The sequence below is a fragment of the Syntrophomonas curvata genome (assembly GCF_052976825.1).
In genome coordinates, this window is the sequence record NZ_CM129641.1 from 2,139,445 (window position 1) to 2,163,527 (window position 24,083).

The window sequence follows — 24,083 nt, forward strand, 5'->3', positions numbered from 1 at the left end:
CCCCCTATGCTTGTCTAGTCTTTTCCGCTCTTCTGACGAACCAATAGACGGATAGGAGAACCTTCGAAACCAAAATTCTGCCGCAAAACGTTTTCCAGATAGCGCAGATAAGTAAAATGAACGCTATCCGGCTGATTGGCAAAAAAAACAAAGGTCGGCGGAGCCGTGCGAACCTGGGTGGTATAATAGATTTTCACTTTTTTCCCTCCCCCTCCCGGCAGGGGGTTTAACATCATGGCTTCATTAACCACCCGGTTTAATTCGGCCGTATTTATACGGCGGCTATGCTGTTCGGCAACAAAATCGACCAGTTCCAGAAGCTTGAATATCCGACGTTTGGTGAGGGCGGAAACATACATAAGAGGTGCATAGGCCAGGAATTTCAAGTCTTGCCTGATATCTTTATCAAACTTGTTCATAGTGTGCCCGTCTTTTTCCACCAGGTCCCATTTGTTAACCACAATAATATTAGCCTTGCCCGCTTCGTGCACATAACCGGCAATCCTCTGATCCTGCTCAATCACCCCGGCCGTGGCATCAAGCATAACCAGAACCACATCGGCCCGCTCTATGCTTTTTAGGGAACGGATTACGCTGTAGCGTTCAGTAGCTTCCTTGATACGGGATTTTTTCCTGATCCCCGCAGTATCAATCAGGATATAGTCAGTGCCGTCGTACCTGAAAGGAGTGTCGATAGCATCGCGGGTGGTACCGGGGATATCGCTGACGATCACCCTCTGCTCACCCAGGAATGCATTTACCAGTGAAGATTTACCCACGTTGGGGCGGCCTACAATGGCAATCTTAATGGCATTGTCATCCTCCTCATAGGTCTGGGCCGGAGCGAAACAAGCTACCACTTCATCCAGAAGGTCGTTGGTATTAAGGCCGTGCATGGCTGAAACCGGTATGGGATCGCCCAAACCCAGTTTATAGAACTCGTAGTATTCCAGCTGCCGGTCAAAATTTTCCACTTTATTGGCAGCCAGAACCACCGGCTTGCCGGATCTGCGCAGCAGGTTCGCCACCTGTTCGTCCTCAGCACTTATCCCTTCCCGGGCGTCAACCACGAAGAGAATCACATCGGCTTCTTCTATGGCCAATTCAGCCTGCAATTTGACCTCGCGGGCGAAGATGTCACCTTCCTCAAAGCGAATGCCTCCGGTGTCTATGACCATAAACTCCCGCCCGGTCCAATCGCAATTATCATAGAGCCGATCCCGGGTAACTCCCGGGACATCCTCCACTATAGCCTTTCTTTGGCCGATAAGGTGGTTAAAAAGGGTCGATTTGCCAACATTGGGCCGACCAACTATGGCCACTATCGGTTTCGCCATTCACCATTCCTCCGATTGCTAAACGTTAATTCAAAATCCTAAAACAGCTTGAACCAAGGATTCGGCGCTGCCGTCAACTGTATGAATATCGGCTCCGGTACGCCGGCGTATATCATCCAGGCCAATATCGTCGAGCAGGATATCATAGCCTTCCCTGAATATAATCTCCGGCAGAATTACCCGCTTACCCTTATATTTATCGCCCAAGGCATCCATTATGTCCCTGCCGGTCAACAGGCCGGTAACAGTTACATTGCCTCCGAAAAAACGGTTTTCTACCGGCAATAAACCCAGGGTTAAACCTTTGATCTGACTCAGACGCCGCCATGGCCTTTCCAGTATGGGGATAGCTGATATGCCGGTGACAATATATGCTTCCCGGTCAGCTATCTGTTGGGGAAGGGATTCTTCCAGGGCAGCGAATTCGTCCAGGAAGACCCGGGCCAGGCCAATGCCATTTTCAATTTGGCAGTAATCGTCGTAATAACAGGCCGGGGGGATGTTATCCCCCGCTTTAATATAAAATTCGTCAGCCAGATAGGCAAAGCCGCCTGGCATTGATTTTCTATATTCTGATTGATAGGTGTCAACCAGCTGAATCAAATCCCGGCTCTGCCCTGCCGTAAATGCCTGCAAAGCAAAAAGATCGGCCCGATAACCGGTAAGCCCCACCGGAACAATCCCAACCGATTGGACACAGGGATAGAAGGCGGCCAGTTCCTCTATACTTTGCTCTAACACCGCCCCATCATTAATTCCCGGGCACAAAACTATCTGGGTATGAACCTTGATACCCGCATCATATAAACGCTGTAAATCCTTGCGGATACCTGCCGCCCGTTTACTTCCTAAAATCTTTGCCCTTAATTCCGGCTCCATACAGTGGACCGAAACATAAAGCGGGCTTAGATGCAGGCCAATGATTTTACGCCAGTCCTTCTCCTTTAGATTGGTCAGGGTTATATAATTGCCATAAAGAAAGGAATAGCGGTAATCGTCATCTTTTATGTAAAGCGTTTGGCGCATTCCCGGCGGCAGTTGGTCGACAAAACAGAATAAACAACGGTTTCGGCATACCCTCATCCGGTCAAATATAACATCGTCAAAAACCAGGCCCAGCTCTTCATCCCAGTCTTTTTCAATCTCCAGCGACCATAACTCGCCGTCGGCTTTTTTAATTTCCAGGACGATCAAATCATCCTGGGAGTGAAACTGATAGTCTATGATATCCTCAATTTCCTGACCGTTTATAGATACCAGGCTATCGCCTGCCTCTATGCCCATTTCTTCAGCAATACTGCCGGTGCTTACATCTATAATGGGAGCACTCACAATGATCCTCCTGCTGGTGCATACTCGTAAACATTATCCAATAAAACCAGTCCAACCGCAAGTAAATATAGACATATCAGAGAAGCGGGGGCGGTACGCTCTCTGCGAAGTCTGTCCGTAACCCCGTCCTCCGGCGCCTCTATAGCTGTTATGGTATCTGCTCCACCGATATATGTCCTATTTTTTCGCGGATGCTTGGCAACTGGTTTTTGAGTAATATAGCCGCAGCCAGGCAGTTCCATAACCTGCCGCCCAGTACCGGCGGGATTCCGCATAGAGTTGCCAACAGCTTATCACCCCGGATGGTAACGGTTTGTACCAGCAAGTCATGAGATGAATACCCCAGTAAAGCGGTTAAGTCTTCTATGGACTTCTTAGCCATCCCCAGATCTTTTCCCCCGCCCAGGCTGTAAACCCGTCTCCCCTGCTTATCCCGGCCGACATATACAGGAGAACCTCTGGACTCCAATTCCAGATCGGCATAATCCCGCAGGTTATAATATTTTTCATCCGGTAGATTTTCAAGGTAAATATTGGCCGCTATCAGTGCATGATGGACTCCGGTGGTTCCCAAGAAAATTATATCCATGGCCTACACCATATGCATGGCCCGCAAACGGGTAATTTCTACCAGGTTGACCAGTTCCATAAACGCTTTTTGGCTGCCGCGAACCAGTACCGGCCTGCCCAGGGACACTGCTCCCATTCTGCGCGAGCCAAACCCCCCCAGTTTCATGGCCAGATTTACCCGGTTCATGCAATTAACCGCCAGTACGTCACCACCGCGGCCCAAAATATCGGCAACCCCCATAAGCAGGCGGGAATACCGGTCTCCCATGCTTTTTTTCCCCAGCACGTACACTTCATTTTTAAAGCCGTCAATGCCCATAAATCTTATGGAACCAAAATCGGCATCGGTGGTTTTGTCATAATAGGGTATGGTCATAAGCTCATCTTCGGTAGGTATCCGATCTTTAGGTATGAGACCCAGATGCAATGCCGCTGCCATCACCGACGAGTGTGACCCGCCATAACAATGGTAGATGATCTTCACTGTGCCCTTCCTTCCCTTCTTACGGTTTGACACAAGGGGACGGTCCGGTTGCGTTATTTATGATCACACAATAGAACCGCCCCTTTGCTCCAAGCTTAATGCCGGCATATAAAATAGACCCCGTTTTCAAGGTCATGAACTATGCCGCCCAGGATTCGAGCCAGCAAAAGGCTTATTTTTTCCTGTTCCTGCTGATCGGCGGCCAGAAATACCGGGCACCCGCCGGATACAATTTTGCTGGCATCAACCGTTACCAGGGCCAATATATAATCGGATATTCCGGTATCCATTCAATCGGCCGCCTTTCTGCCAAAATAGCTTTTTAACGCCGTACCCCGGGCTGACTCCAGTACTGGAATCTTTCGTATTATTTCCATTAGATAATCAAGATCAGGTTCGTTGGCTACGAGAAAAAAACCCAGGTATCCCTTGTCCGGGTGTTTTCTGGCCATAGGCATCAGTTCCGTCTCATTTATCTCCACTTTGCTTCCCAATATGGACGCAACGTCATGTACTATAGCCATCCTTTGCCCGGGCGAGTCCAGGGTGAGCCGGGCATCGTCATCTTTCGGACTGATGATTACGCCCATTCCCTCCTCCAAAATCTTTTTTCTGGCGGCGGGCAGTCCGACATTCATGATGACGATATCATCGACCATTAGTACGGATTCTTTAAAATGGACTTTACCGGCGCATACTTCGGCAATATCGCCGATATAGCTCCCGCTCATTAAGCACAGGGATAATATTATCGCAACCGCACCGAATAACAGGCCATACTGCCACCCGAGCCAAAAAGCAGCCGCACTGCTGATTAAAGCCGCAAATATCACCAGGTAATTGCGGGCTTCGAATACCCGGGCAATTCCCTCGATATAGTCGCTTCCCCGCCTTATAAGTTTGGTTTCTTCCAGTTTGTTCAGACTTTCGCGTTCCATGTTACGCACATCTCTGAACTGCTGGGCAGCCAGAACCAGAAAGGTCACAGCCACATAGTCGGGTTTAGCTATGGCGGGAACAGCCACAGCCCCCAGACTGGCAGCAATGAACCCCAGCGCCAGATGATTCAGTTGGCCATGGGGATAAGTGGGATAATGGCGGTAGTCGCTGCGCAGCATCGCCCACCTGTCCATAAATCCTACCGTTATCCCCATTAATATCGCTAACCCGTATCTTTCCATCTATTTGCTGGTGCTGCCGCGGTTGAGCAGATAAAAACCTCCGGCAGCTGCAGCAACAACTACCAAAATTATTAAAATCGTGGTTCCCGCCCCCTGACTTTGGCCGGTCAAAGGCTTGGCAGCAGGTGCATTATTGGCGTTAACAGTGTTCATGCCCATTAAACCGGGCAGGGTGTCTGCGAAAACTGTTACCCCCTCTTTGGCATCACTTTTCTGGTTGGTATGAGCTCCCACCTCTATCAACATGGCTCTGGGGCTAAGATCCTGATTGTAATCTCCCTTACCAATAAAGATACCATTGGAAAGGCCTGGGGCCTTATTATCCATAGCCGCCTTAATGCGTTTGGCAAACTCCAGGTTAGTCTTCATATTGGGGTTTTGATTACCTACCACCAGCTTTACTTTGGTGACCTCTTTGCCTGCAACTTCTGTTTGATATTGGCTGGCAGGAACAGCATCGCGATGTATATCCAGGATAACGTCCGGCTGTTGCTTCAGCAGACTTGCCGCCGTCTTGCGGGAGCGGCTGTAAGCGTTGACATCATGCGGGTTATGATTGTTGCGATTATACTGAACGTTAAAGCCGAGCTGCTGCAAACGATTGCTTAGCGTCTGACCTATATCATAAATACCGCCTTTGCCGTTGACGCTTTCCGCCCCGTCACCTGCAACATAGGATTCGTCGCTATGCGTATGATAAAGGGCTATGGTCGGTTTTTTATTGGCCTGTACCGGGGCTAACCGGCTCCCGCCAAAAACCCAGGCATTTTTCCGGGTACTGAAGTCCAGCGCCGGCATTTTCTCTTGGCCTTGATAGGCGCAGCGCGCAGTGGTGCCATCAATGTCTATAACTTTATAACGGGAATTATCGGCAGCGATATATTCATCACCCTTGTATACCTTCGTTCCCGTCTGGTGAATAACATTGTTGTTCTCGTCCAGCAGAGTAAAATACTGCCCTCTGGGCATATCATAGTGAGCTCCCAGAGCAGCGCCTCCGGTTAATACAAACGTCAGCACCAATAGTGCCGATAGAAAAACATAACGTTTAGCCACGGGTATCACCCCCATCTTCACCTGTTTCTCTTTTATCTTCGCTTTCATCCGCCTTGCCCCGCTCTTCGCGCCTCGCTCTGCCTTCTCCGCTCTCATATTCTTCGATTGGTTTACGCGCCGGTTCGGGTTCTCTTAAATTTCTAACCAGCTCTTCCGGTCTTCCTTCAACCTTGGGCCCCCCCTGTACTCTCTCCAGAGTTTCACCGATGGTTTCAGCCAGCAGTACTGCCAATATGCCAGCCAGCACCAGAGCATCAAAAGCTCCCGCACCACCGACGTGAACTGTCCCCGCCTGACCTGCCCGAATCAAATAAAAATATTGTCCCACATCCAGGGCCAGAACCCCCATAACAGCAGCAAAAAATGCTCCCCGCCGGGATCTGCCGGCGAGATAACCTACAACACCTGCAACAATGGGATAGATATACATCGGGTCAATGAACATGTTCTCCGGTTCCGCACCGAGATAACGCCCGGCTAAAAACAGTACCAGTGCAGTTACTGCTGCAGCTATAATGGCGCGTATTTTTTCATAGGCTGTACCTGCCCCCAGCAAAACATAAAGGGCAAGACCTACCACAATAAGTCCGCCCAGATTAACTACTATCCTGGAGCCTAACGGAATATCTATAAAGCTACCGATAATTATGGCAGCAATAACTGCCAGAGCCGCTTTATCCGTTAGTCGTAATCTGTCCAGCACCCGGTGAGCCACGCCAAAGTATATCAGGATAGATATGACTACCAGGGCTATCAATCCAAAGGGGAAATTGGCCATGCTTTTCATCCTTTCTTATGGTTTTTCTTTAAAATATTTTTCCCCTTTGTTATGAGATTATGTAATGCGGGCACAGCAAAGCCACCTGCGGCAGGTGGCTTTCTGGCTTTATGGCAAAAATTTTTTGTTCTTGTCTCAACGTTGAGCCCATAGATGGGGATCGATACCACGGGCTCTGAGCCATTCGGCGGTTTGGCCTAAAATTATCAGAGGTTTCCCCTGCATAGCAGCCAAATTTCGGGCACCGCTCATCAAAAAAACCGCTTTCAGGCGATACAGGAAATCATTAATCCAGCGATCCAGTTCCTCAATCCCTCCCCGTACCAGAATCCTGAGCAGCGGCCCGGCTATCCCTACCATATCCGCCCCCATAGCAAAAGCCTTGGCAGCGTCGGCGGCTGATCTTATCCCTCCTGATGCAATAATGCTTACCGGCAAGTCACAAGCTGCTATCTCCGCCAGACTCACGGCGGTAGGTATACCCCAGGCGTCCAGTTCTCCCCCGAACATGCCGCCGCGTTTATCTTCTATGGCAATGAAGTTGGTTCCTCCCTGTCCGCCGGTATCAAATATCCTCACCCCGGCCTGATACAACTGCCGCACACTCTCCCGGGAAAAACCAAAACCGACTTCTTTGGCAATTACCGGCACCGGGCAAATCTCGACTATCCGGGCCACCTTTTCCAGTATGCCTTTAAAACAGCGGTCACCCTCGGGCATAGCCAACTCCTGGGGTACGTTAAAATGCAGCTGCAATGCGTCGGCCGCAATCATGTCAACCGCTGCCCTTGCCGCTTCTCTTTCGGCCGTACCACTGATATTGGCAATCACAACTCCGTTGGGATTATAATCTCTGACAATAGTAAAACTATCTTTCCATCCCGGGTCCTCCAGAGCAATAGTTTGTGAACCCACGGCCATGGCCAATCCATACTGCCGACACATAATAGCCAAATCGCGATTAATATTGCGGGCCTCTTTGCTGCCACCGGTTAAAGCGTTAACTACCAGGGGAAATTGCAGTTTCTTATCCCCGAGACTGGAGTTAAGACTGATTTCTTCCATATCCAGCTCAGGAAGCGAGCAGTTTAGCAGGCGCACATCTTCCAGCCCGGTTGATCGAGGGCCATCAGGCGTCTTACCTGCTATGCGAATGTGTTCTATTTTACGCTGACCTCTGATTATAGTAACCTCCCCGCGATATTTCTGGCTTCTGCCAGCGCCGCCGGGTCATTGACATTAAAGAATATTTCTCTTATGCCGCCGAACATCTCCAATTCATCATCCTTCAACACCAATGCATCCAGCTCGCTGAATATGCGCACCAGTTTCAATTTATTATTCTGCAGGCAATCACTGAATACCGGAAGGCAGCTTCGGTTATAGGCTGCTGCCAGGGGCTGCAGAAATGAATTTATTTCCGGAACTACGCTATCGTGATTATCAAGTCGGGCCAGCATGTACTGAACCAGCCCCATGTCCATAAAAGGCATGTCACAACCTAAAACAAACATGCGATCATAACTGGCGTTGACCAGGGCCGAATGTATACCTCCCACCGGCCCCAGATAAGGGTAAATGTCCTGGTAGACCGGCAAATGGAATCCGGTAAAAAGTTCGGGTTCGTTGCTTATGATAATAATTTCCTGAAAACAAGCCCGGAATTTATCAATAATTATCTGAACCGCCGGCTTTCCCTCTATCTCAGCAAAGGCTTTGTTAAACTTCATACGGGAGCTCTTACCGCCGGCCAGGATTACACCACTAGTCTGCAACGCTTACACCTCATCCCGGTTAAAAAAAGGCTGCCTACGGCAGCCTAAAACTTCAAACCTCATCCACCGGTGGCACCGGCACTGCATCCCTGACAACCGGCCGGGGCTGATTTTGTTCCTCCGGTATTGAATAGGGACAATAATTGCTTAACTTCCGACGAATTGCACTCGGGACACTTTACCTTGTTTTTGTCGGCATTGGCAATCATTATGTCAAACTTTTTACCGCAATTCTGACAGAGAAAATCAAAAATCGGCATTATATCACCCCGAAATTAATTTTACTCGGCTCCTGCTTCTGGATTGTTCTGACTATCCAGGTATTCCTGAACATCCTTGCTCTCCTTTTCATCCTGAGCCTGTTTGATTGATAGTCCAATCCGTTTGTCTTCCGGATCGATACTTATTATTTTCACATTTATCCTGTCATTGACGCTGACCACATCTTCGGGTTTTTCCACCCGGTAATTGGCCATCTGGGAAATATGAACCAGTCCGTCCACCCCGGGATCAAGCTCGACGAAAGCTCCGAAGGGAGCAATTCTAACTACCGTACCCTCAACTATGTCCCCTTCATGATATTTCTCCTGCGCAATTTCCCAGGGACTCTTGAGCAGTTTTTTCCGGCTCAGGGAAACCCTTTCCTTTTCCCGGTCCAAGGCTAAAATGTAAACATCGGTTTCGTCGCCTTCATTTAATATATCGGAGGGATGCTCGACCCTGCGGTGCTCCATTTCCGATACATGCAGCAGCCCTTCATAACCGCCTAAATCAATGAAGGCACCGTAATCTACGATACGTTTTACTCTGCCCCGGCGAGTTTGGCCTTCCTCGATATTATCCCAGAACTCTTTCTTCAGACGGCTCTTTTCCTCTGCCACCAGCTCCTTGCGGGAAAGAACGATCTGGGAGCCTCTTCTCTTGTTGCGGTTAAACTCAATGATTTTAAACTGCAGGGTCTGCCCGATATACTGCTCCAGGTTTTTGACATAGCCATCCTCAACATGGGAGGCGGGCAGGAAAGCAACCATGCCGACATCTACCAGCAAGCCGCCTTTGACCGTGCCGGTTATGGTGCCTTCAATAACTTTGGCTTCCTTATAGTCTTCGTCCAGCTTATCCAGCACCTTCTGGGTATCAACCTTTTTCTTGGAAAGCAATATGGTTCCATCATCATCCCATTTAAGCACCATGACTTCAATTTCATCACCTACATTGATGAGATCACGGGCGGAACCGGCATCCTTTAAAGACATTTCCCGCAACGGAATAATTCCTTCTGATTTGCCCCCTACATCAACCATTACCTCATCATCCTGGACCTGAATAACAGTTCCCTTTATAATATCTCCCCGACCAGGAGTTTCAAAGTCTGCCATCTCAGCTTCCATTTTGGCAAATGATTCCTCGCTAGCGGTTGTATCCTGTTCCTTTTCCTGTTCCAGTTCCTGCTGGCTCTTTTCCTCGAACTCTGTCATCCTATCCAATACCTCCTTAATTATCCAGTCCGGGGTTGAAGCTCCTGCGGTGATTCCTACCCTGGATACTCCCTGCAGGCAATCAGCCGAGATATCAGATGCACCACAAATCTGAACAGTCTTAACCCCAGTATTTTTACACTCCCTGGTTAGAGTGGCTGTATTCGAGCTTTTCGGGTCCCCCAGCACCAGTATCAGGTCTGCTTCGGAGCTTAATTCCCGGGCAGCCTGTTGTCTTTTTCGGGTCGCCCTGCATATGGTATTAAATACCCTTATTTCTCCAGCCATAGGTGCTAGAGCGGCAACTACGGCATAGAAATCGTTTTCATCCTTGGTAGTCTGCGAGACTACCGCCAATTTATCCACCTTGGTCATTTTACAGGTTTCATCCACACCGGCGATTACTCTGGCCTGATAGCCGCACCACCCTGTAATTGCCTGCACTTCAGGATGATGAGCATCACCGAAGACTACTATCTCATACCCGTCACCTCGTAATAATGCTACAATATCATGTACCCGCTTTACCAGCGGGCAGGTAGCATCCTTAATTCCCAATCCCCTTTCCTGTGCTTGTTTAATTATTTCAGGCGGTACGCCGTGCGATCTTATAATTATGCCGACGTCTTCACCAGCCTGAATTTCATCCAGCCGGTTTACCGGAATTATGCCCTTTTCTTTCAGGTCGGCTACGACTGCGTCATTATGCACCAGAGGCCCCAGGCTGTACCACCTGCCCCCCTGGCCGGCAGCTTCCTCGGCTATTCTTACAGCTCTCCTGACTCCAGCACAAAAACCGGCATTCCTGGCAAGCCGTGTTTGCAATAATCACACCCCGCCAAACACCTAAGTATTTATTTTCGTAATAATATACCTAAATCCTTCTTTATTTGTCTAAAAGTGAATTAATTTCTTGCATAATCCGCATACTAATTTCTTCCAATAAGGCGGAGCTGATCTTCTGATTTCTGTATTCATCCAGGATGATAGGGTCACCCATCCTAATTATCAGAGGCCTAAACCATCCTGAAGGAAAATTCTTATCCGTACCTATACAGGCCATCGGCACTACTTTTGCGCCTGATTTCAAGGCCAGCAAAGCAACTCCGCCATGAACCTGGATATCAGGCTTTACTTTCTGGCGGGCGCCTTCAGGAAAGATGCCTACGACTTCACCTTCTGCCAGAAGATCGAGAGCCTGGCGAATCGCCCTGCGGTCAGCCGCTCCCCTTCTGACCGGAAAAGCATGCAGGGCTGTTAATAATTTACCCAGAAAAACGTTATTAAACAACTCAACTTTCGCCATAAAATGAACCGGCCTTGATAAAGCCGTGCCGACGATTACAGGATCCCAGTTGCTCACATGGTTAGCAGCAACTATTACCGGGCCATTAGGGGGCAGCTTGCCCAGTCCCTCTTTTTTTAGATTTAAAACCAGCAATAATAATCTGGCAATGCCCCGGGCAATGTAATAAACCATATCATTCCCCCTGAATGATGGCCAGCATTTTCTGAAGAACCTGTTCAACGCTCATCTCGCTGCTATCTATGATTATCGAATCAGGTAAAATCTTCAGAGCCCCGGTTTGCCTTTCGGAGTCATTTTTATCGCGCCTGGTTATTTCCTGTAAAATCGTATTATAGTCAATGTGCAAGCCGCTCGCAGCCAGTTCGGCAGCACGTCTTCGAGCTCTTTCCTCAACACTGGCAGTAACAAAAAATTTATATTCCGCATCCGGCAGCACGCATTCCCCGATATCACGTCCATCCATAACGACAGAAATGCTGGATGCCATATGCTGTTGCTGTTCAACCATTGTTCTACGGATAGTGGGATGAGAGGCAACTGTAGAGACAGCAGCATTCACTTCCGGCAGGCGGATCGCAGCGGTTAAGTCCTTACCGTCACATAACACCTTCTGCTGTTTACAATCATTTTCGAAATGAATTTTTATACTGGAAGCAAGTCTATTTAATTCTTCTTCATGGTAGAGGTCCAACCCCCTCTGGAGCGCTTTCCAGGTCAGAACCCGGTACATGGCACCGGTGTCTATATAAACAAAGCCAAGCTCTTCGGCTAGTCTGCGGGCAACGGTACTTTTTCCAGCACCGGCCGGCCCATCGATAGCAATCTTCATTACCCAACCACCTACATATATTAATTTTAATTGTAGCATACCTGTGCTGGAGGTAAAACCTGAAAGTAAAAACCAGAATATTTCTTTTGCCATTTAATATTTATATGATATCATTTAGATATAATTTAAATATTATTTAGGAGGTACAACCAGATGACTGAACACAAGGCATGGAAATTAAATGGATTTATCGCCCTTTTACTGGCAATGCTGTTGACTGCGGCCGTCGTTTATCTGTTTATCAGCCTGCACATTGTTGCCGGAATCATGCTCACAATATTAGTTGTCATTGCATTAACCGGCATTACTGTGGTCCAACCCAATGAATCCAAAGTGATAACCTTTTTCGGCAAGTACATCGGCAGCATCCGCGAGTCCGGAATATGGTTAAAAGTACCTTTTTCAATCCACCGGAAGGTTTCCCTGCGGGTCAGCAACTTTAACAGCAAAACCCTTAAAGTAAATGATGTTGAAGGCAACCCGGTAGAGATTGCTGCGGTGGTGGTATTCAGGGTGATTGATTCAGCCAAAGCCCTGTTCGATGTGGACAACTATGAGGAATTCGTGGAAATTCAGAGCGAAACGGCCCTGCGCCACGTCGCCACCAAGTATCCCTATGATGATTTTGAAGAAGGCGGTTATTCATTACGCAGCAACGCCGATGAAGTCGCCCGGGAATTAGCTCGGGAATTACAGGAAAGACTGGCGGTTGCAGGGGTGGAGGTCATCGAGGCGCGTTTGACCCATCTGGCCTATGCCACCGAAATAGCCAGCGCCATGCTGCAGCGTCAGCAGGCCAACGCCATCATTGCCGCCCGGCAGAAGATCGTGGAGGGGGCAGTGGGAATGGCCCAAATGGCTATCGCGCAACTGGAAAGGGAAGGAATCGTCGAACTGGATGAAGAGCGTAAAGTAGCAATGATAAATAACCTGATGGTGGCGATTGTTTCCGACCGGGGAGCGCAACCGATTCTTAACACCGGGAGCATTTACTAGTAATGGCGGTATAAGAAAATGGCAGTAAAAAAGAAATTCCTGCTCCGGGTGGACCCGGAGCTCTATGATGCCCTGGAACGATGGGCTGATGATGAATTTCGCAGTGTCAACGCCCATATCGAATATATATTGCGCAATGCGGTTAAAGAGTCGGGGCGTCTGCCCAAAAGCAAAACCAACCCAACTGCGAGGGCGGCCTCCTCCCCCTCCCGGGAAGATGATTAAAGCTGCCGGTGAGTCAAAAAATGTTGGCTCACCGGCATATTGTATCAAGCAGTTGCCAAAATGCGGGGAAGGAAACACTTACCGCCCCGGCATCGTTTATGGTAGAATCACCGTCAGCTATTAGCGCTGCTACCGCCAAACTCATGGCGATACGATGGTCGCCGTGACTGTTTACCTGAGTCCCCTTGAGAGGGGCTCCCTTTCCTTTTACTGTAAAGCCATCCTCCATCTCATCAATCGCTACCCCCATTTTACTAAGTTCACTGCAAACAGCAGTTATGCGGTCGGTTTCTTTTACCCGCAGTTCCCCCGCTCCCCTTACTACCGACTCTCCATCGGCCGCAGCCATGGCTACAGCCAGAACCGGCAGTTCATCTATCAACCGGGGTATTATCTCCCCTTCAATTCTCACCGCCTTTAGCGGCGAGGCAGAAATAATAAGATCAGCGATTGCTTCCCCCCCTATTATCTGCTTGTTTTCCAATCTAATCCGGGCTCCCATTTGCTGCATTACTTCTATTATTCCGGCCCGGGTAGGGTTGATCCCGATTTGGTTTATTTTCAGCTCGGAACCGGGCACAATAGCGGCTGCTACCAGGAAAAAAGCGGCCGAAGAAATATCTCCCGGTACCAGGAAATCCTGAGCCCCCAATTCCTTGCCGGGACGAATCCTGATGCTGGGTTCATCCACCTCGATTGCAGCCCCCATGGCCGCCAGCATGTTTTCGCTATGATCGCGGGAATTCCCCGGTTCTATGATTTCAGTAACTCCATCGGCATTAAGAGCGGCCAGCATTACGGCTGACTTGACCTGAGCACTGGCTACCGGCAATTCATATTGAATGCCCTGCAAACTCTTCCCCATAATTGCCAGAGGCGGATGTTTGCCGCCCTGGCGTCCCCGGATTTCCGCCCCCATCAGCTCCAGGGGGTCAATTACCCGCCTCATGGGGCGCCGGTTCAAAGAACCGTCCCCGCTCAGAACGGTAAAAAAGGGTTGCGCCGCAAGCAGACCGGTGAGCAGTCGCATAGTAGTTCCTGAATTCCCGCAGTCCAGCACTCCCTGGGGTTCTTTCAGCCCGCGCAGGCCGCAACCGTCAATTACCAGCTCGGAGCCTGTGTCTGTTATACCTGCGCCCAGAGCTCTCATGCACCTGCAGGTCGACATGGTGTCTTCAGCCTGGAGAAAATTTCTAATTACGCTCTGCCCCCCGGCCAGGGAGGAAAAAATTACCGCGCGATGCGATATTGATTTGTCAGCCGCCGCCCTAATTTCACCTTTGAGCCCTCTTGTCTTCCGGATAATTCTGCTGTCCATCTCCTACCTCCTATGGGTAATACCGGGCCCGCTCCTCGTTTATTTGACCCAGGCCCTAATTCCGCTTGCCGCCAGGGCTTTCACTGCCTGCCCGGCATCCTGGGGTGAAGGGACTCCGAGGCGAATGGTTCCTCCATCGCCTTCCCGGGCGCGCAGGATCTCAATATCCACTATATTTATTCCATGCCGGTCAAGAATCGAGCCCAGCGTGCCAATAATCCCCGGTTGGTCGGGCACTATACAGATAATATCGGAGAAGCCGGGCATTAATCCCCGGCGCACCCGGGGTATAAGATCCCTGATGGCTTTAGCCCGGGCTAGTTTGTTGTGCAGGGTTGCAGTATCACCGTGATGCAGTGCCATTTTCATTTCCGTCAACTCATTTATCAATCCGTCCAGTTTATCCAGGAGTATATCCCGATTGGACATTAATATGTCTTCCCACAGTTCCGGGGCAGATGAAGCTATGCGGGTAGTATCTCTGAATCCTCCTGCCGCCATCATGAGGTCGTCCTCGCGTCCGCCGGTAAGGTTTACCAGCGCCACGGCTGAGAGGTGGGGAACATGGCTGACTGTTGCCACCAGGCAATCATGCAGGGAAGCCTCCATAAGCCTGATCCTGGCGCCGGTAGCTGCCAGGAGTCCGCTCAGATATTCTATCTGCTGTTGGGGAACGTTTTCCCCCGGGGTCAGAACATATACTGCGTTTTCAAATAGGTAACGGTCAGCGCCGACTATGCCCTTAACCTCGGCTCCTGCCATGGGGTGCCCGCCTATCCCCCAGCTATGGGACGGCAACCCCTGAAAAGCCTGCATAACTGTTTTTTTGGTGCTTCCCACGTCACTGATGATGCAGCCCGCTTTTAAATGGGGCTTAATATGCTCTATTATACCGGGATAGGCGCTGAGAGGGGTACAGATCACTATTACATCGGCCTGAGCCGCGCCCTGGGACAGTGGCCTACTGACATCTATAGCCCCTATCTGCAATGCCTTTTGCACCGTTTCCGGGTCGCTGTCCGTACCGGCAACCTGTGCCGCCGGGGCTGTCCCCCGTAAAGCCAGCCCCAGCGAACCCCCAATCAGTCCCAGTCCGATTATGAACACGTTAGATGGCATATAATATCTCCTGTTCACTACTGCAGTGCCGCTTTTAGATTGTTTATCCTTTTTACCATAGAATTAAAATTCTCCGGGGTCAAGGATTGGGGGCCGTCGGAAAGAGCCTCACTGGGGTTCTGGTGAACCTCGACCATCAATCCGTCGCAACCGGCGCCAACTGCCGCCAGGGCCATGGGCTCAACCAGCTTCCATTTTCCGGTGCCATGGCTGGGGTCAACTATGACCGGCAGATGGGTAAGCTGCTTTATCAGCGGCACCGCGCTTAAATCCAGCGTATTGCGGGTGTATTTTTCAAAGGTGCGTATCCCCCGTTCACACATTATCACCCGGGGATTACCGCTGGAAATAATGTATTCGGCCGCCATTATCCATTCTTCGATAGTAGCAGAGGGTCCCCTCTTAAGCAATATGGGTTTATCGATTTTACCTAATTCCCGCAGCAGGAAAAAATTCTGCATATTTCTGGCCCCTACCTGCAATACATCGGCGTAGCGAGCTACCAGGGCAATCATTCTGGGGTCCATAATCTCAGTGACTACCGGCAATTCGGTTACTTCCCGGGCTTCGGCCAGTATTTCCAGCCCCTCTTCTTCCAACCCTTGAAAAGAGTAGGGTGAAGTCCGCGGTTTAAATGCTCCCCCACGCAACATGGTGGCCCCAGCCTCTTTTACCATCCGGGCCACCTCCAAAAAGAGCTCCCGCCCTTCCACGGCACAGGGTCCGGCTATTACCTGCAGGCTTCCGCTGCCGACCATGTTATTCCCCACCATTACCGTACTGGGCTGCTGTTTAAACTCTCGTGACGCCAGTTTGAAGGGCTGCAAAATCGGAACGATTTTTTCCACTCCCGGCATGGTCTCAAACATCTCCATGGTTGCCTGGGTTCTTTCGCCTATTGCTCCGATAATAGTTCTTTCCACACCCTGGGATAAGTGTACCTGAAATCCCTTATCCTCCAGTTTGCCGGTTATCATTGCAATCGCATCCGGAGAGGTGTTTCTTTCCATTACAATAATCATCTTTTCTTTCCTCCTTTTAAGGTCTGTGGCTGGTTACCCGGTTTTAAACCCTGCAGATGGAAAGTGAGAAAAAACAGAAAAGCCATCAGTGAAGAAATCACCAATGGCATTATGCCAGTGCCTGTTTCCCACCATCCTACCGTCCTACCATTTTATACAGTATTCCGTCCTACAGTTTTTAAGATATAATAACCGGCGGCAAATTGCAAGAGCAGCGTATTAAAGTTGACCGCAGATTCATATCGGTTTATTGCCCTTATCGGCTGTTCAAGGGCATATCCTGCGGGCGCAGTCGCGCAACCACGCTAAAAATAGTTAGGGCAGAAACTTTAATCATTAAGAAATGTTTGCCCGGTTTTAATTCCGGTCAGACGACCTATGGGCCAGATTTTTGAAGACCTGCCGCAGCCGGGCGGGCTCACCTATGATAATGAGTTTGTCTCCGCTTTTAATGACGTCATCCGCACCCGGGTTTGGTATAATTTCCTGCCCCCGGTAAATAGCCAGCACCGTTATTCCGGCATGTTTGCGTAAATCAATTTCTGCCAGGCTCTTGCCGTTGACACCATACCACGGTTCCACCCATACCGTACCAATATCAACCCCGCTCAGAGGCAGGGGCAGCTGTCCGGCAGCATTGCGGGACCGGTTGCGGAACATTTCGTAATCTTCTTTTCTTACCTGGTCAATGTAGCATTCTATCTCATTGTCCGGTATCAGGTAGCGGTTCAGAACCCGGGCAAAAATCTCCACCGAGGTCTCATATTCCTCTGGAATAACCTCACTGGCGCCAAGTTCGTACAGGTCGTGAACATCAGCTACAAAACGGGTTCGTACTATAATATGAATAGCCGGATTTATCCGCCTTACCGAGTCAGTAATCCGGCGCGTCGCAACTGAGTCCGATATGGCTATAACCAGCACCCGGGCTGATTCGATATTGACCTTGTTCAAAACCACTTCGTGGGTAGCATCTCCATAAAAAATGGGTTCTCCCTTTTCCTTTTCGGCCTTTACCGTTTCGCCGTTGATTTCCAGTATGACATAGGGAACTCCTGCAAAAGATGCCGCCCGGGAAAGGTTTCTGCCATTTATGCCGTAGCCCACAATGATCAGATGATCCTTCATTTGCACCTGTTCCTCCATGTCACCGGCCCAGGGCATAATCCCGCTCCTCAACCTTTCCGGCAGATGCCAGCGGTAGATAGCACCCGCCAGACGAGGAGCAAAATTCATAAGGAACGGAGTCATCATCATGGTTAATATGGAAGCCGCCAGGAAAACCTGATAGAGGTTTCCTCCCAGCAGACCGTGGTCAATGCCGGTCTGAGCCAATATAAAAGAGAATTCCCCCACCTGGCAGAGGCTGAAACCAACTATAACAGCAGTTCGCAGCGGATATCCCAGAACGATGGTTGTAAACAGGGCGACCAGACTCTTTACCACCAGCAGCGCTAAGGTAAAACCGGCTACCAGTACCAGATTCTCCCCCATGCTATGGACATTGAGGAGCATACCGATGGAAACAAAGAAAATACTGGTGAAAGTATCAATGAAGGGCAGAATATTGGCCATAGCCTGGTGGCTGTATTCCGATTCGGCAATAATGAGGCCGGCCAGAAATGCCCCCAGGGCCAGTGATAATCCGGCACTGGCAGTCAGCCAGGCAACCGCGAAGCAGATAAGGATAATACTCAGCAGAAACAGCTCCCGGCTCTGGGTCCGGGTAATTTGATAAAGCAGCGGAGGAATTGCGTATATAGCCAGCACTATCACCAGTATAATAACCCCGGCCGTCTTAGCCAGAATAAGGGCCGGCGACTGCATTTCTGCCGCTCCGGTTCCCAGCAGAGGGGTAAAAAGCATCATGGCTACCACTATTATATCCTGAAAGATTAAAATCCCCAGATTGATTTTTCCCTGGGGTGTATCCATTTCCGCCTTTTCCCCCAATTGTTTCAATACAATGGCGGTACTGCTGAGGGAAACCAAAAAGCCCAGGAAAATCGCCTGGTTTACCGGCATACCCAGGAGCCAGGCAATAACTGCAGTAATAGCCACCGTAAGCAATACCTGCAAACTCCCCCCTAGAAGGACGGTCTTTTTTATTTCTCTCAGATTCTTAAAGGAAAACTCCAACCCGATACTGAACAGCAGGAAAATGACCCCGATTTCAGCGGTTACCTGCACCTGTTCTGAAGATTTGATGAGGGCCATGCCATGGGGACCGGCTAGTATCCCGGTCAGCAGAAAACCGACAATAGAAGGTATTTTCAATCGGTAACAGATGAATATGACTCCTACCGCCAAGCCAAATATTATTACTATATCGCTTAAAGAGCCCATATTTATACCTTCCGTTGTTCTTTCTCCATAACTCCTCCTTCTTTTGCCCTGCTGTTCGCAGTAGAGCAATTAATGCCGCAACAAGAGTTCCCATACATCATTCGGAAGGGTTTAGAAAAACATCATACGTTATTTTAAATCACGATCTTACCTTCCAGGCAGGCTATATCGGTAACCTGTCTCAGCATTCCGCGGAAATTGTCGGGAGTAAGCGACTGCTTGCCATCAGACAAGGCATAATCAGGATTTTGATGTACTTCTACCATTACTCCATCAGCTCCGGCAGCTATTGCTGCCTTGGCTATCGGTGTTACCATATGCCACTTTCCGGTAGCGTGGCTGGGGTCTACAATTATCGGCAGATGGGAAAGGCGTTTGATTAGAGGAACCGCACCAATATCCACGGTATTGCGGGTATAGGGCTCAAAAGTTCTGATTCCTCGTTCGCAGAGGATGACTTTTTCGTTGCCTCCGTTCAGAACATATTCCGCCGCCAGCAGCCATTCCTCAATGGTGGCCGAAAGACCCCGCTTAAGCAAGATGGGTTTGTCCAATTTGCTCAGTTCTTCCAGGAGGGAAAAATTCTGCATATTCCTGCTGCCTACCTGCAGTATGTCGATGCTATCGTATAAGATATCCAGGTCGCGAACATCCATGATTTCGGTAACAACCGGCAGTCCCGTTATCTCCCGGGCTTCTTTTATAATATTTATTCCCGGGCCCCCCAGACCTTTAAAAGAGTAGGGCGAAGTACGCGGTTTAAACAAACCGCCCCTCAGTATATGGGCGCCCGCAGCCTTAAGGAATACGGCCATATCGATATAGGATTCCTTGCATTCCACCGCACAGGGTCCGGCAATAATCGTACAATAGCCTTCCCCCACGGTAACCTTTCTGGGTGCGGTACTTATCTGTATCAGGGTATCGCCCTCCCGGTCTTCCCTGGAAGCCATTCTAAATGGTTGCATCATTTATCCTCCACAACCCCGGATCATTTTTATTCCCTGTAAATATTTTATGTTATATTATCATCAAGAAACAAGCTGCTTTATGCGAGGAGAAAAATATGCATTGCTTTAGGGTAGGCATTATTCAGATGCCGGTGACCGATGATAAAGAGACCAATCTTGGCAAGGCTCAAGCTATGATAATCCAGGCCCACCGGCAGGGAGCGGAGATGGTAGTTTTACCCGAAGTGTTTAATTCTCCTTACCAGACCGCACTGTTTCCTAAGTACGCCGAGCCTTATCCCGGCCCGACCACTGAAATGCTGGCCCGCCTGGCGCGGGAAAAGAGGGTGCTCTTGGTAGGAGGTTCAATCATAGAGCAGGACATCTCCGGCAAGCTTTACAACAGCAGTTTTGTCTTTGATGAAACCGGAAATTTGCTGGCCCGCCATCGCAAAATCCATTTGTTTGATATTGACCTGCCGGGCAAAGTTGCCGTAAGAGAATCAGATACCCTGCACGCCGGAGACAATATTACCGTTGTCAGACATAATAAGCTGTGCTTCGGGTTAATGATATGTTATGATTGCCGTTTTAATGAACTCAGCCGGGCTATGGCATTGGAAGGCGCCGAGTTGCTGGTTATACCGGCAGCTTTTACTGCCGCCACCGGTCAAGACCACTGGGATATGCTGATGCGCAGCCGGGCGGTAGACAACCAGTGCTATGTAGTTGCGGCATCGCCGGCACGAAACCCTGAGTCCTCCTATCAGGTCTGGGGGCATTCCATGGCGGTTGACCCCTGGGGCAGGATTGTGGCTGAGGCCGGAGAAACAGAGAACATCGTATATGCTGACCTGGATTTCAAGCTGCTGCAGCAAATCCGCCAGGAGCTGCCCCTGCTGCAACACCGCCGCCCGGACGTGTATCAGCTAAGTTACCGGAAACCAAACCCCGAATATGACAAGCCCTAACCCACCACTTTGAATCCGGCCTTGTCAACGGCTTGCACCAGAGCCGTCCGATTCGGCGAACCGGCAACTACGGCTTCTTTTTTGTCCAGGTCCACTTTAGCCTCGGCTACCCCCGCTACTCCTTTCAGGGCTTTTTCCACCGCCATTTTGCAATGATTGCAGGTCATGCCTTCGATCTTAAGCACCGTTTCACTCATCATTTTCACCTCCCTTGGCAGAATCGGTTCAAGCTTTCCCCAGCGGCCCAGGAACCGCCGTCAAAGAACCCGGCTCAGTCCATCAATTTCTTGCCATACCCATTAAGGAGCAAGGAATTGGTCACCACCGAAACCGAGGAAAAGGCCATAGCCAGCCCGGCCCATTCCGGCGGCAGGAGTTTTCCGGTCAAAGGGTAGAGGACGCCGGCCGCCACCGGAATTCCGACGACGTTGTAAATCAAAGCCCAGAAGAGGTTTTGCTTAATTTTGCCCAATGTTTTTCTTCCCAGCCGGATGGCCCTTTCCACATCCAGCAGGTCGTTACGCACTAAAATGATATCGCCGGTTTCCTTGGCCACATCGGTTCCGGAACCGATAGCAATCCCGATGTCCGCCTGGGCCAGAGCGGGAGCATCGTTGATCCCGTCGCCCACCATAGCCACTTTCAGCCCTTGGTCCTGATATTTTCTGACAATGTTGATCTTATCCTGGGGCAGAACCTCGGCATCTATCTCGTCAATGCCGGCTTCTTCCCCCACAACCTGAGCTACTTTTTTATTATCCCCGGTGACCATGAAGGTTTTCAGGCCCAGTCCATGCAATCGCTGAACCGCTTCCCGAGTGCTCTCTTTAAGGACGTCGGCCAGGGCAATTAAGCCGATGCTGCGGCCGTCAAGAGCGACCAGCATGGTTGTCTTCCCCTCCCCGGCCAGGCGTTGAAAATCTTGCTCAATACCGTCAAGATCGACTCCGTGTTTACGCATGTGTTTCATATTGCCGATCAGCAGGCTTTTTCCCCGGTAGGAGCAGGCTGTTCCGTGGCCGCTCTCCTCATGATAATCTTCGACTTCGGCTATTTCCAGGTTTTCCTTCCGCGCCCGAGCCGTGATCGCCTGGGCCAGGGGATGTATGGAGGGATTTTCCCCGGCGGCCGCTATTTGCAGGATATCTTTTTCCTGATAAGGGGCAGCCGCTATGATATCCGTGACCTCGGGAGCGCCTTTAGTGAGCGTCCCGGTCTTGTCAAAGCCGATGGCCTGGATGCCGGAGACGGCTTCCAGCACTGCCGCCGATTTGAAAAGGAGGCCGCGGTTAAGACCGACGCCGCTGCCCACCATGATCGCCGTCGGAGTGGCCAGCCCCAGGGCACAGGGACAGGCGATAACCAAAACCGCAACGGCTGCCGTAAAGGCAAAAACAAAAGTGCTGTGCAGAGCCCCATACCAGATGAAGAAAGTGATCAGAGCCAGGGTTACCACCGCAGGGACAAAATAATTGGCAATGAGGTCGGCCAGACGCTGGATGGGCGGTTTAACCCCCTGAGCTTCTTCCACCATCTTGATAATACCGGAAAGCACCGTATCTTTACCGGTCCTGGTGGTTTTGACCTTGATACTGCCGGAACGATTAATGGTAGCTCCGACCACCGGGTCGCCGACGCCTTTATCGACCGGGATGGACTCCCCGGTCAGCATGGCTTCGTCGATGCTGGCCTCTCCGGCAATGATTTCACCGTCCATCGGTATCCTTTCTCCGGGTTTGACCAGAACCACATCGCCGGTTTTAAGGTCAGCCGCAGCGACTTCCCTTTCTTCCCCGTTGACCAGCAGACGCGCCTTATCGGCCTGAAGTTCCAGCAGGCGTTTTAAGGCCTGACCGGCCCTCCCCTTCGCCTTGGCCTCCAGATATTTTCCGAAACGTACAAAAGTAATCAGCAAAGCTGAGGTATCGAAGAAGGTCGGACCTGCAAAGAAGAGGCCGGGGAACCACATATTAAGGGCCGTCATCACACTATAGCCATAAGAAGCGGTGATGCCCATGGCTACCAGGACATCCATATTGGCCGAGCGGTTTTTCAGGGCGTGGTAAGCGCCGCGGTAAAAAATCCAGCCCGCCGTAAACTGCACGACGGTAGCCAGAGCAAAAATCGTATACATCACCGGTCTGGACATGGGGAGATACATGAGAGGCATGATAGGTAAAGAAAGAATAGCGCTGAAGATGAGCCAGTTGCGCTGCCGCAGCGCGTCAAGATCGTTCTCATTTTCGTCCCCGCTATCCAGGGGAATATAGCCCGCGTCCCTGACTTTCCCGAAAATATCGCTGATATTGATCGTCCCGGGATCATACTCCACCGTAACCGTCTCGCTGGCAAAGTTCACGGAGGCCATTCTGACGCCGGGAGTTCCTTTAAGCTTCTTCTCAATGGTCAAAGCACAGTTGCCGCAGGTCATCCCGCTTACCTTAAACTGCTGTCTGCCGCCTTCGCCATCTTCGCTTCGGGCTCTGTAGCCCAGGTCTTTAATCCTGGCCAGGATCTCCTCTTCACTGGCTTTGGAGCCGTCCAATTCCAGAATCAATTTCTCGGAAGCAAAATTAACGCGGGCCGACCTGACGCCCTCCATCTTTTCCAGGCCCTTTTCTATCGTCAAGGCACAATTGGCACAGGTCATGCCACTAATTTTGAACCGCTTTTTTTGCCCGGCGTCCAGGCTGGGTTCCCCCTCCGGTACCATGCCGCCGCTTTCTGCCGGGGATTCATCCGCGTCTTGGCCGGGAAGGGGCCGGGTAGAATATCCCGCTTCCTCAATCGCTGCCCGCAGCGCGGATCTGTCAAACTGCCCCGGATCAAAGCGCAAACTGGCCTTGGAGCCCGCCAAAGATACCTGCACCTCTGCCACGCCCGGCAGTTTTTTCAGAGCTTCGCTTACCCGCCGCACACAATGCTGGCAAGACATACCATAAACGGGAATCTCCATCTCAGCCCGAGCCATATTTTTCGGCCTATCCGCCATAGCAACCTCCCAAAA

Annotated in this window: 24 protein-coding genes; 3 read left to right on the plus strand and 21 right to left on the minus strand. The window is 50.4% G+C overall.

The window, feature by feature from the left end; all coding sequences use genetic code 11:
• Window positions 1–14: 14 nt before the first annotated feature.
• The 14 genes from der to cmk all read right to left on the minus strand — a co-directional run bounded on the left by der (window position 15) and on the right by cmk (window position 12,129).
• Window positions 15–1,337, minus strand: a complete 1,323-nt coding sequence (der, locus tag ACU70B_RS09570) for a ribosome biogenesis GTPase Der (protein WP_447183320.1) — start codon at window positions 1,335–1,337, stop codon at window positions 15–17.
• Window positions 1,338–1,367: 30 nt separating this feature from the next.
• Complete coding sequence (locus ACU70B_RS09575) at window positions 1,368–2,669, minus strand: DUF512 domain-containing protein (protein ID WP_447183321.1); 1,302 nt, start codon at window positions 2,667–2,669, stop codon at window positions 1,368–1,370.
• Window positions 2,670–2,817: 148 nt separating this feature from the next.
• Window positions 2,818–3,258 (minus strand): DUF3189 family protein, encoded by a 441-nt coding sequence (locus tag ACU70B_RS09580; protein WP_447183322.1) that lies wholly within the window; start codon window positions 3,256–3,258, stop codon window positions 2,818–2,820.
• Between the two features lie 3 nt (window positions 3,259–3,261).
• Window positions 3,262–3,723, minus strand: coding sequence for a DUF3189 family protein (locus ACU70B_RS09585; protein ID WP_447183323.1), 462 nt, complete (start codon window positions 3,721–3,723; stop codon window positions 3,262–3,264).
• 95 nt (window positions 3,724–3,818) lie between these two features.
• Complete coding sequence (locus ACU70B_RS09590; protein WP_447183324.1) at window positions 3,819–4,013, minus strand: capping complex subunit for YIEGIA; 195 nt, start codon at window positions 4,011–4,013, stop codon at window positions 3,819–3,821.
• Complete coding sequence (locus ACU70B_RS09595; RefSeq protein WP_447183325.1) at window positions 4,014–4,904, minus strand: YIEGIA family protein; 891 nt, start codon at window positions 4,902–4,904, stop codon at window positions 4,014–4,016.
• Window positions 4,905–6,008 carry a stage II sporulation protein P gene (spoIIP, locus tag ACU70B_RS09600; RefSeq protein ID WP_447183326.1) on the minus strand — a complete coding sequence of 368 codons (1,104 nt, stop codon included), beginning with the start codon at window positions 6,006–6,008 and terminating at the stop codon, window positions 4,905–4,907. It abuts the gene before it with no gap.
• On the minus strand, window positions 5,953–6,738 hold the full coding sequence (locus tag ACU70B_RS09605; RefSeq protein ID WP_447183327.1) for a DUF1614 domain-containing protein: 786 nt from the start codon (window positions 6,736–6,738) through the stop codon (window positions 5,953–5,955). The genes spoIIP and ACU70B_RS09605 overlap by 56 nt, the downstream gene beginning before the upstream one ends.
• A 135-nt stretch (window positions 6,739–6,873) precedes the next feature.
• Window positions 6,874–7,923, minus strand: a complete 1,050-nt coding sequence (gene fni / locus ACU70B_RS09610) for a type 2 isopentenyl-diphosphate Delta-isomerase (protein WP_447185746.1) — start codon at window positions 7,921–7,923, stop codon at window positions 6,874–6,876.
• Window positions 7,920–8,513: a molybdenum cofactor guanylyltransferase gene (gene mobA / locus ACU70B_RS09615; protein WP_447183328.1), complete on the minus strand. Its 594-nt coding sequence runs from the start codon at window positions 8,511–8,513 to the stop codon at window positions 7,920–7,922. The genes fni and mobA overlap by 4 nt, the downstream gene beginning before the upstream one ends.
• Before the next feature lie 59 nt (window positions 8,514–8,572).
• Window positions 8,573–8,773 (minus strand): FmdB family zinc ribbon protein, encoded by a 201-nt coding sequence (locus tag ACU70B_RS09620; protein ID WP_447183329.1) that lies wholly within the window; start codon window positions 8,771–8,773, stop codon window positions 8,573–8,575.
• A 21-nt stretch (window positions 8,774–8,794) separates the two neighbouring features.
• Window positions 8,795–10,816: a bifunctional 4-hydroxy-3-methylbut-2-enyl diphosphate reductase/30S ribosomal protein S1 gene (locus ACU70B_RS09625; RefSeq protein WP_447183330.1), complete on the minus strand. Its 2,022-nt coding sequence runs from the start codon at window positions 10,814–10,816 to the stop codon at window positions 8,795–8,797.
• Between the two features lie 61 nt (window positions 10,817–10,877).
• Window positions 10,878–11,471, minus strand: coding sequence for a lysophospholipid acyltransferase family protein (locus ACU70B_RS09630; protein ID WP_447183331.1), 594 nt, complete (start codon window positions 11,469–11,471; stop codon window positions 10,878–10,880).
• Window position 11,472: 1 nt separating this feature from the next.
• Window positions 11,473–12,129: a (d)CMP kinase gene (gene cmk, locus ACU70B_RS09635; RefSeq protein ID WP_447183332.1), complete on the minus strand. Its 657-nt coding sequence runs from the start codon at window positions 12,127–12,129 to the stop codon at window positions 11,473–11,475.
• 153 nt (window positions 12,130–12,282) lie between these two features.
• On the opposite strand from cmk, the gene ACU70B_RS09640 reads away from it, so the two are divergent.
• Both ACU70B_RS09640 and ACU70B_RS09645 read left to right on the plus strand, forming a co-directional pair.
• Window positions 12,283–13,125: an SPFH domain-containing protein gene (locus ACU70B_RS09640; RefSeq protein ID WP_447183333.1), complete on the plus strand. Its 843-nt coding sequence runs from the start codon at window positions 12,283–12,285 to the stop codon at window positions 13,123–13,125.
• Window positions 13,126–13,143: 18 nt separating this feature from the next.
• Window positions 13,144–13,350 carry a type II toxin-antitoxin system antitoxin gene (locus tag ACU70B_RS09645; protein WP_447183334.1) on the plus strand — a complete coding sequence of 69 codons (207 nt, stop codon included), beginning with the start codon at window positions 13,144–13,146 and terminating at the stop codon, window positions 13,348–13,350.
• Window positions 13,351–13,378: 28 nt separating this feature from the next.
• On the opposite strand, the gene aroA is transcribed toward ACU70B_RS09645, so the two are convergent.
• The 5 genes from aroA to aroF (ACU70B_RS09670) form a co-directional block, all read right to left on the minus strand.
• Window positions 13,379–14,668 (minus strand): 3-phosphoshikimate 1-carboxyvinyltransferase, encoded by a 1,290-nt coding sequence (aroA, locus tag ACU70B_RS09650; protein ID WP_447183335.1) that lies wholly within the window; start codon window positions 14,666–14,668, stop codon window positions 13,379–13,381.
• Window positions 14,669–14,707: 39 nt separating this feature from the next.
• A complete protein-coding gene (locus tag ACU70B_RS09655) occupies window positions 14,708–15,787 on the minus strand; it encodes a prephenate dehydrogenase/arogenate dehydrogenase family protein (protein ID WP_447183336.1) in 1,080 nt (359 codons plus the stop codon).
• A 17-nt stretch (window positions 15,788–15,804) separates the two neighbouring features.
• Window positions 15,805–16,809 (minus strand): 3-deoxy-7-phosphoheptulonate synthase, encoded by a 1,005-nt coding sequence (gene aroF / locus ACU70B_RS09660; RefSeq protein WP_447183337.1) that lies wholly within the window; start codon window positions 16,807–16,809, stop codon window positions 15,805–15,807.
• Between the two features lie 357 nt (window positions 16,810–17,166).
• Window positions 17,167–19,155, minus strand: a complete 1,989-nt coding sequence (locus ACU70B_RS09665) for a monovalent cation:proton antiporter family protein (protein ID WP_447183338.1) — start codon at window positions 19,153–19,155, stop codon at window positions 17,167–17,169.
• A gap of 134 nt (window positions 19,156–19,289) precedes the next feature.
• Window positions 19,290–20,126 (minus strand): 3-deoxy-7-phosphoheptulonate synthase, encoded by an 837-nt coding sequence (gene aroF, locus ACU70B_RS09670; RefSeq protein WP_447183339.1) that lies wholly within the window; start codon window positions 20,124–20,126, stop codon window positions 19,290–19,292.
• Window positions 20,127–20,221: 95 nt separating this feature from the next.
• On the opposite strand from aroF (ACU70B_RS09670), the gene ACU70B_RS09675 reads away from it, so the two are divergent.
• On the plus strand, window positions 20,222–21,076 hold the full coding sequence (locus ACU70B_RS09675; protein WP_447183340.1) for a carbon-nitrogen hydrolase family protein: 855 nt from the start codon (window positions 20,222–20,224) through the stop codon (window positions 21,074–21,076).
• Here the strand turns inward: ACU70B_RS09675 and ACU70B_RS09680 are convergent.
• Both ACU70B_RS09680 and ACU70B_RS09685 read right to left on the minus strand, forming a co-directional pair.
• Window positions 21,073–21,273: a CopZ family metallochaperone gene (locus ACU70B_RS09680; protein ID WP_447185747.1), complete on the minus strand. Its 201-nt coding sequence runs from the start codon at window positions 21,271–21,273 to the stop codon at window positions 21,073–21,075. The genes ACU70B_RS09675 and ACU70B_RS09680 overlap by 4 nt on opposite strands.
• A 74-nt stretch (window positions 21,274–21,347) precedes the next feature.
• Window positions 21,348–24,068 carry a heavy metal translocating P-type ATPase gene (locus tag ACU70B_RS09685; protein WP_447183341.1) on the minus strand — a complete coding sequence of 907 codons (2,721 nt, stop codon included), beginning with the start codon at window positions 24,066–24,068 and terminating at the stop codon, window positions 21,348–21,350.
• Window positions 24,069–24,083: the final 15 nt, after the last annotated feature.

Bases quoted from the DNA above. Each gene is read 5' to 3' on its own strand.
- der (WP_447183320.1), bottom strand. From the start codon at position 1,337: ATGGCGAAACCGATAGTGGCCATAGTTGGTCGGCCCAATGTTGGCAAA.
- ACU70B_RS09580 (WP_447183322.1), bottom strand. From the start codon at position 3,258: ATGGATATAATTTTCTTGGGAACCACCGGAGTCCATCATGCACTGATA.
- ACU70B_RS09590 (WP_447183324.1), bottom strand. From the start codon at position 4,013: ATGGATACCGGAATATCCGATTATATATTGGCCCTGGTAACGGTTGAT.
- ACU70B_RS09595 (WP_447183325.1), bottom strand. From the start codon at position 4,904: ATGGAAAGATACGGGTTAGCGATATTAATGGGGATAACGGTAGGATTT.
- spoIIP (WP_447183326.1), bottom strand. From the start codon at position 6,008: ATGAAAGCGAAGATAAAAGAGAAACAGGTGAAGATGGGGGTGATACCC.
- ACU70B_RS09605 (WP_447183327.1), bottom strand. From the start codon at position 6,738: ATGGCCAATTTCCCCTTTGGATTGATAGCCCTGGTAGTCATATCTATC.
- ACU70B_RS09620 (WP_447183329.1), bottom strand. From the start codon at position 8,773: ATGCCGATTTTTGATTTTCTCTGTCAGAATTGCGGTAAAAAGTTTGAC.
- ACU70B_RS09630 (WP_447183331.1), bottom strand. From the start codon at position 11,471: ATGGTTTATTACATTGCCCGGGGCATTGCCAGATTATTATTGCTGGTT.
- cmk (WP_447183332.1), bottom strand. From the start codon at position 12,129: ATGAAGATTGCTATCGATGGGCCGGCCGGTGCTGGAAAAAGTACCGTT.
- ACU70B_RS09640 (WP_447183333.1), top strand. From the start codon at position 12,283: ATGACTGAACACAAGGCATGGAAATTAAATGGATTTATCGCCCTTTTA.
- ACU70B_RS09645 (WP_447183334.1), top strand. From the start codon at position 13,144: ATGGCAGTAAAAAAGAAATTCCTGCTCCGGGTGGACCCGGAGCTCTAT.
- aroA (WP_447183335.1), bottom strand. From the start codon at position 14,668: ATGGACAGCAGAATTATCCGGAAGACAAGAGGGCTCAAAGGTGAAATT.
- ACU70B_RS09655 (WP_447183336.1), bottom strand. From the start codon at position 15,787: ATGCCATCTAACGTGTTCATAATCGGACTGGGACTGATTGGGGGTTCG.
- aroF (WP_447183337.1), bottom strand. From the start codon at position 16,809: ATGATTATTGTAATGGAAAGAAACACCTCTCCGGATGCGATTGCAATG.
- ACU70B_RS09665 (WP_447183338.1), bottom strand. From the start codon at position 19,155: ATGGGCTCTTTAAGCGATATAGTAATAATATTTGGCTTGGCGGTAGGA.
- aroF (WP_447183339.1), bottom strand. From the start codon at position 20,126: ATGATGCAACCATTTAGAATGGCTTCCAGGGAAGACCGGGAGGGCGAT.
- ACU70B_RS09675 (WP_447183340.1), top strand. From the start codon at position 20,222: ATGCATTGCTTTAGGGTAGGCATTATTCAGATGCCGGTGACCGATGAT.
- ACU70B_RS09680 (WP_447185747.1), bottom strand. From the start codon at position 21,273: ATGAGTGAAACGGTGCTTAAGATCGAAGGCATGACCTGCAATCATTGC.
- ACU70B_RS09685 (WP_447183341.1), bottom strand. From the start codon at position 24,068: ATGGCGGATAGGCCGAAAAATATGGCTCGGGCTGAGATGGAGATTCCC.